Here is a 1,054-nt window from a genome sequence, read left to right on the forward strand (position 1 = left end):
AAGCGTTTCGGTAAAAACGTGAATCGCAGAGGGATTCCTGCAAGACCCAGTTTGTGCTCCTCTTGTTCGGGGAGGATAAGTCATGTCAGCACCTTTGCCGAATGCGCTTCGGACGCGGTTTCAGCGGTATATTGAAGAGGGACTGAGCGGCCGTGCCGCAGCCATGCGCTTGAAGGTGTCAGCTGCAACAGGCGCACGGTGGGCACAGTTGATCCGGACACGCGGTCACGCTCATCCCGCGCCTCAGGGCCGCCCTCTTGGGCGAGGCAAGCTCGCGCCCTATCAGGCGTTGTTCGAGGAACTGGTCACCCAGGATCCTGACATCACGCTCTTCGAGCTGCGCGACGCCCTAGCGATGGCGGAAGGTGTCGAAGTTCACCATTCCTCCATTGCCGCGCTGCTGTCGCGGCTCGGCTTCACCTATAAAAAAAATCGCTGGTGGCCAGCGAACGGGGCCGCGCAAGGGTAAGGCAGGCCCGGCACGATTGGTTGACGCGCCGCTTGCCTGCAATGCGGCGCCAGCCGGAACGGCTTGTGTTCATTGATGAGACGTCCATCAAAACGAACCTTACCCGCCTCCGTGGTCGCGCTCCCTGCGGTGAGCGGCTCGCCATGGACGCGCCCTTCGGACACTGGAACAGCCAGACCTTCATTGCAGGACTGACCCAGAACGGCCTGATTGCCCCTTGGGTCATCAAGGGCGCGATGGACGGACCTGCCTTCGCCGCCTACGTCGAAAAGGTTCTGGTGCCGGAACTGATGCCCGGCACTGTTGTCATCCTGGACAACCTCGCGACACACCGGAACGTCGAGGCAGCCAAAGCCATCAAGCAGGCTGGCTGTTGGTTTCTCTACCTGCCGCCATACTCCCCAGACCTGAACCCCATCGAGCAGGCGTTCTCGAAGCTCAAAGCGCATCTGCGCAAGGTCGGCGCACGCACCTTTACCGAACTGTTCGACGCGCTCCGAGACATCTGCGGAATGTTCACGCCCGCTGAGTGCTGGAACTACTTTCAGGCAGCTGGCTATGTCGCAGGTTAATCCCGAAACGCTT

General features: G+C 60.6%; 1 protein-coding gene. It reads left to right on the forward strand.

Going from position 1 to position 1,054, the window contains the following annotated elements; all coding sequences use genetic code 11:
• Positions 1-82 precede the first annotated feature (82 nt).
• Positions 83-1,041, forward strand: a protein-coding gene (locus tag PARHAE_RS00095; RefSeq protein ID WP_126152578.1) for an IS630 family transposase whose coding sequence is annotated in 2 segments (ribosomal slippage) — positions 83-424 and positions 427-1,041 — 957 coding nt in all. Because the reading frame shifts where the segments join, the coding sequence is not laid out codon by codon here.
• The last annotated feature ends 13 nt before the right edge of the window (positions 1,042-1,054 follow it).

The organism is Paracoccus haematequi (genome assembly GCF_900631945.1).
Taxonomy (GTDB): domain Bacteria; phylum Pseudomonadota; class Alphaproteobacteria; order Rhodobacterales; family Rhodobacteraceae; genus Paracoccus; species Paracoccus haematequi_A.